Origin of the sequence: Corallococcus sp. CA049B (assembly GCF_003611685.1) — a bacterium.
Lineage (GTDB): Bacteria > Myxococcota > Myxococcia > Myxococcales > Myxococcaceae > Corallococcus > Corallococcus coralloides.
In genome coordinates this window covers 1-5260 of the sequence record NZ_RAWC01000352.1, presented here as the reverse complement: position 1 = coordinate 5260, position 5260 = coordinate 1, and the positions used below count along the sequence as shown (strand labels likewise).

The 5260-nt window shown below is 71.9% G+C and carries 5 protein-coding genes; 2 read left to right on the top strand and 3 right to left on the bottom strand.

Features of this window, described 5'->3' with window-relative positions:
* Positions 1–1805: tenascin-X (locus D7W82_RS38175; protein WP_120622968.1), on the top strand; the 1805-nt coding region annotated here is incomplete at its 5' end.
* A gap of 4 nt (positions 1806–1809) precedes the next feature.
* On the opposite strand, the gene D7W82_RS38170 is transcribed toward D7W82_RS38175, so the two are convergent.
* A complete protein-coding gene (locus D7W82_RS38170; RefSeq protein ID WP_120622967.1) occupies positions 1810–2538 on the bottom strand; it encodes a DUF429 domain-containing protein in 729 nt (242 codons plus the stop codon).
* A gap of 78 nt (positions 2539–2616) precedes the next feature.
* Between D7W82_RS38170 and D7W82_RS38165 the strand changes: the two genes are divergently transcribed.
* The gene (locus D7W82_RS38165) at positions 2617–3636 is read left to right on the top strand and encodes an aldo/keto reductase (RefSeq protein WP_120622966.1); all 1020 of its coding nucleotides are present in this window, start codon (positions 2617–2619) and stop codon (positions 3634–3636) included.
* 431 nt (positions 3637–4067) lie between these two features.
* Here the strand turns inward: D7W82_RS38165 and D7W82_RS38160 are convergent, their stop codons facing one another.
* Together D7W82_RS38160 and D7W82_RS38155 are read right to left on the bottom strand one after the other, a co-directional pair.
* Positions 4068–4790, bottom strand: coding sequence for a head GIN domain-containing protein (locus tag D7W82_RS38160; protein ID WP_120622965.1), 723 nt, complete (start codon positions 4788–4790; stop codon positions 4068–4070).
* 121 nt (positions 4791–4911) lie between these two features.
* On the bottom strand, positions 4912–5260 hold a 349-nt coding region (locus tag D7W82_RS38155; RefSeq protein WP_120622964.1), incomplete at its 5' end, for a PEGA domain-containing protein.

Genomic DNA, 5260 nt, shown 5'->3' with positions numbered 1-5260 from the left:
GAGGGGAGGTGCGGGTGGAGCTGCGCGGGGAAGCGAACCCGTACCCGGACTGCCCCACGCCGGTGGCCTGCCACACCGCCACGTTCGACGTGGCGACGGAGAAGTGCGTGGAGACGCAGGAGCCGGACGGCGCGGCGTGCGACCCGGGCAACGCGTGCATCCTGGGCGCCGCGTGCGCGGCCGGGCGGTGCAGGGGGACGGAGCGCGCCTGCGACGACGGCGACGCGTGCACCACGGACGTGTGCAACCCGCTGGACGGCTGCACGTCGGTGCCGGCGCCGCCATGCCCGGGGGACGGCAAGTGCCAGGTGGGCGTGTGCGACCCGAAGGTGGGGTGCACGCTGGCGAAGGCGCCGGACGGGACGTTCTGCGGCCCGGAGCGCGGCTGTGACGTGGCGGACGTGTGCCTGGACGGGACGTGCCAGCGCCGCGACCCGCCGGACAACTTCACCTGCACGTCGGCCAGCCCCTGCCAGGGACTGGGGAAGTGCAAGGGCTCCGTCTGCGAGCGCCCCGCCGCGACGGCGCTGGCGCCGGACTGGACCTACGACGCGGACTCCAACGGCGAGGCGCTGCACGACCTGCTGGTGGGGCCCACGGGGGACGTGACGCTGGTGGGCTTCTTCGTGCCGGCGCTGCTGGACGCGGCGGGCCCGGTGCCGGTGCGCGCGAGCACGTCCGGGCGCCGGTGCATGCTGTGGAACGACCGGCTGTTGTGCATGGACCTGCCGCTGTCCGGGCAGGTGTCGCTGCTGGACCGGGTGACGGGTGCGCCCCGGTGGACGTTCGATTTGACGACGGCGCGGCCGGACTTCACGCAAGGCCTGACGACGGTGTTCATGGCGCGCCTGGGGGTGATGCAGCCGGACCGGCTGGCGGCGCTCTTCGAGGCGTACCCGGCGGGCACGTCGCGCGACACGCTGTGCCGGCAGTACTTCCTGGTGGTGTTGGATGCCTTTGGCGGGATGGTGTCCGCGCAGGCGTTGGAGGATCCGCTGCTCGCGGAGTGCAACCACCCGCACCCGTATGGTGTTGCGTCCGACGCGGCGGGGGATTTGTACCTGGCGTTTGGACAGACGCAGAACGTGGGAGCGCCGCTGTATCCGGGAGCGCCGACGTTGTTGATGGCGTTCTCGCAGGACGGGGTGCCGCGCTGGCGCAAGACGGAGGCCTTCGCCGCGGGGGAGCTGGCCATCGTGAACGGCATCCTGCTCAACGAGCGCTCCACGCAGGCGCTGCGCACGCAGGACGGGCAGCCGGTGGGTTCACAGACCTTCCCCCGGGGGCTGGGCCGCGCGCTGGCGACCTCCGCGCACGTGATTCCCTCGCCCTCCGAGGACGACACCGCGGGCGGGTGGACGCTGGAGGGCTACGCGTTGCCGGAGCTCACGCCGTCCTGGACGCACGGGTTCCAGGGGTGGCCGGGGCCGGTGGCGCCGGAGGTGCGGCTGGCGAGCTGGACGGCCTGGCCGGGCCAGGCGCCGGAGACGGTGGTGGTGGGCACGGGCATGAACGCGGCGGGGCCGGTGCTGTTCGCGGTGAGCGCGAAGGACGGCAGCGAGGTGTTCCAGTGCCCGGTGCCGAACGCGGCCACGCCCGCGCAGTTCCTGGAGCTGGGGCCGGACAGCGTGGTGATGATGGACGGGGCGGACACGTGCGGCGATTGCGATCCGCCCTTCGCCTACAGCCGGGCCCGCTTCCGGCGCTTCCCGATTCCCGGCCTGAAGCCCGCGGAGGAACCCTGGCCCGGAACCTTCGGCGGGCCAGGGCACGACCATCACGAAGACCCGGTGCGCGGGCGCTGAGTCCTCACGGGCTCACGGCGTGAGCGCGGTCCAGGTCCAGGATGCGCCCCTCGCGCAGTGTTCCATCCGTGTCGTGCGTGAGGGGCCGGCCCACCGCGATGACGTCCCGGGGCCGGGTTCGCGTGAGCCATCCCAGCCAGGCGCAGAGCGCGGCATCCAGCTGGTCGTGCGTGCACGTCCCTGAGTCCCCGAAGCGCAGACCGGAGGACTCCAGCAGGGCCTGTCTCCGGGCGCGTCCCTCCGGCGTGGACTTTGCCCCCAACTTCTCCACAGCCAGCGCGCGCCAGGTGGCGCCGGGGAAGGCCTCGAACAGGCGCGCGTGTGACAGCGACGGCGTGTCCAGGTCCAGCATGGGCACCCGGGCATGGGCCCGCAGCGCGGCGAACAGCAGCACGCTGCCGCGCACGAAGCCCGCGAAGGGCGCGCCGGGCACGGGCAGCACGTCCGGGGTACGGCCCGGAGCGCGCAGCCGCGCTTCCGCGTCCCGCACCTTCGCGCCGGGGTTCGCCAGCGCCTGCGGACCGTCCACCACCACCACGTCGCCGGGCTTCATTGCGAAGGCCTCCGCGAGCGCCTCCGGGTCCAGCCCGTGCCCGGCCCGCGCCGTGGGCCAGACGCGCTGGGAGAAGCGCACGCGGCCGTCACCGTCCACCATGGCCTCGTCCACGGGGCGGGGCGCGCGGGCGAAGGGGTCCGTCAGGTCCCAGCCCACGAAGCGGCGCGCGGCCGTCATCGCGTGCCTTCCCGCTGCGGGGCCGGACACCGGGCGTTATGTGGGGCCGCCTTCACTTCCACCCAAGGTGACACGCACATGCACTACCGTCCGCTGGGCCGCACCGGCCTGTTTGTCTCTGAACTGTGTTTCGGCGCCATGACCTTCGGCGGCGAGGGCATCTGGAAGAACATCGGGCAGCAGGGCCAGACGGAGGCCGACGCGCTGGTGGGCCGGTGCCTGGACGCGGGCATCAACTTCTTCGACACCGCGAACGTGTATTCGAACGGGCAGTCGGAGGAGCTGCTCGGCAAGGCGTTGGCCCAGAAGCGCTCGCAGGTGGTGCTGGCCACCAAGGTGCGCGGCCGCATGGGCCCGGGCCAGAACGAGACCGGCCTGTCCCGCTACCACCTCTTCGACTCCGTGCACGCGAGCCTGAAGCGCCTGGGCACGGACCACATCGACCTCCTGCAGATCCACGGCTACGACGTGGCCACGCCGCTGGAGGAGACGCTGCGCGCGCTGGACGACCTCGTGCGCCAGGGCAAGGTGCGCTACCTGGGCGCGTCCAACCTGGCCGCGTGGCAGCTGATGAAGGCGCTGGGCATCAGCGACCACCGCGGCCTGTCCCGCTTCGAATCGCTCCAGGCCTACTACTCCATCGCCGGCCGCGACCTGGAGCGCGAGCTGGTGCCGCTGATGAAGGACCAGCAGGTGGGCCTGATGGTGTGGAGCCCGCTCGCGGGCGGCTTCCTCTCCGGCAAGTACCGCCGCGACGCAGAAGGCCCCGAGGGCGCCCGCCGCACCACCTTCGACTTCCCGCCCGTGGACCGCGAGCGCGCGTACAACGCCATCGACGTGATGGATGAGGTCGCGAAGGAGACGGGCACCACCGTGGCGCGCGTGGCGCTCGCGTGGCTCTTGCACCAGCCGCACGTCACCACCGTCATCCTCGGCGCGAAGACGCAGGCCCAACTGGAGGACAACCTGGCCGCGTCCGAGCTGCGCCTCGGCGCCGAGCAGCTCTCGAAGCTGGACGCCGTCTCCAAGCTGCCCCCCGAGTACCCGGGCTGGATGGTGGAGCGTCAGAACGCGGACCGCTTCCCTCCGGCCCGCTGAACAGGTTGCTCGCGGAGTCCCGCTCGTGCGGATTTTTCCATCATCGCTGGATGGACCCGACCTGACGCGTCTCAACGACGCACCGTGTGAAAGCGGTGCATTCGTTTTTACAGTCCGTCGGGGATGGCAGGCGTGGCGGGGTGCGGATTCCCCTGCGAGTCCCGTAGCGAAACCGACGCTGGGTGTTTGGGATTGGGACCGACTTCCAATATCTTGGGGACTGCGAAGCGTTCGGTCACTCGAGCGCGTTCCATGGGGCCCACGCGCCTGTCCGGCGGCACTCCGGTGCGGCCGGCGGTCACGTGGAAGGTAGGACGGTCGCCCGGATGACCTTGGAGATCCGGTGTGCGGCGTCTCTTTTTGCCTCGTGGGGGGCCTATCCGGGCCCCGGGAACTCCCCGGGGCCCGGCTAACCTTTCCCGGTACCGCTGCTAGTTCGAGGCGTCGAGGCGCGAACCGCCGCTGACGTCCACCTGGGCGTTCCGCGGCCGCTTCGACAGGCGGATGATGCTGCCGCCGGAGGCGTCACCGGACACGCTGGAGGGGGCATCCGCCTCCACGATGGAGCCGCCGCTGGCCTCCACCTTCAGGTCGGTGATGCCCTGGAGCTTCTGGGCGTGCACCTGCGCGCCGCCGCTGGCCTCGGCCTCCAGCTGCGTCGCGCGGCCGCTGAGGGTGATTTCGGAGCCGCCGCTGGACTCGGCCTCCACCTTCTTGGCGTCCACGCCTCTCACGTTGAGCACCGCGCCGCCGCTGGCCTCCGCGTCGAACTCATCGGACGCGGTGACGTCCGCGTTCATGTGGCTGCCGCCGCTGGCCTCCACGTGGTCGATGCGGGGCGAGGACACGATGAGCTTCACCTTCCCGTTGAGGCCGCTCCAGCCCTTGCGCTCCACGTTCGTGGTGAGGATGCCGTCCTCCACCTCCAGACGGATGCGGGAGAGGTTCTCAGGGGAGCCCTCCAGGCGGACGGACTTGGGGCCCACCTTCACCTCCGCGTGCATGCCGTGGCTCACGGAGACGCCGTGGAAGTCCTCCACCTGGCGCGTCTCACCGGCGCCCTGGGAGGGCCGGGCCGCGTCCTCCGCGTGGGCGGTGCAGGCGGTGGTGGCGAGGCAGCAGGCGGCGAGCAGGGACAGCGAGGACATCCTCATGGGCGGCTCCGGACGAGGCGCGAGGACGTGGGAGCACGTCCCGGCGGAATGCCTCGGGTACGGAGGACCCCAGCGGGTGATTGCGTGGCGCCGCGAGAACCTGTCCGGCTGTCGGACAGGTTCAGGGGTTGGCCAGCATCTCCAGGGGGACGCGGACGGAGGTGGTGTCGTCCGGTTTGATCTCCACCAGGAGCTTCAAGGGGCGGCCGGTGCCGTCCATGAGCTTCAGGGTGTGCCTGCCCACCGGGAGGGCGACCTTGGTGAGCGGGGTTTCTCCCAGGGAACGGCCGGCCAGGGACACGCGGGCGGAAGGTTCCGTGACGAGGGTGAGGAAGCCCTGGGGGCCGGCCGCCTCGGTGGCGCTCTCATCCGGGGCGGGGAGGTCCGCTTCCGAGTCGTCGGCGGGCACGGCGGTGCGGGACTTGCCGCGGGCCGGGGTGGGCGCGGGGTCGCTGGCGTCGCGCTTGGCC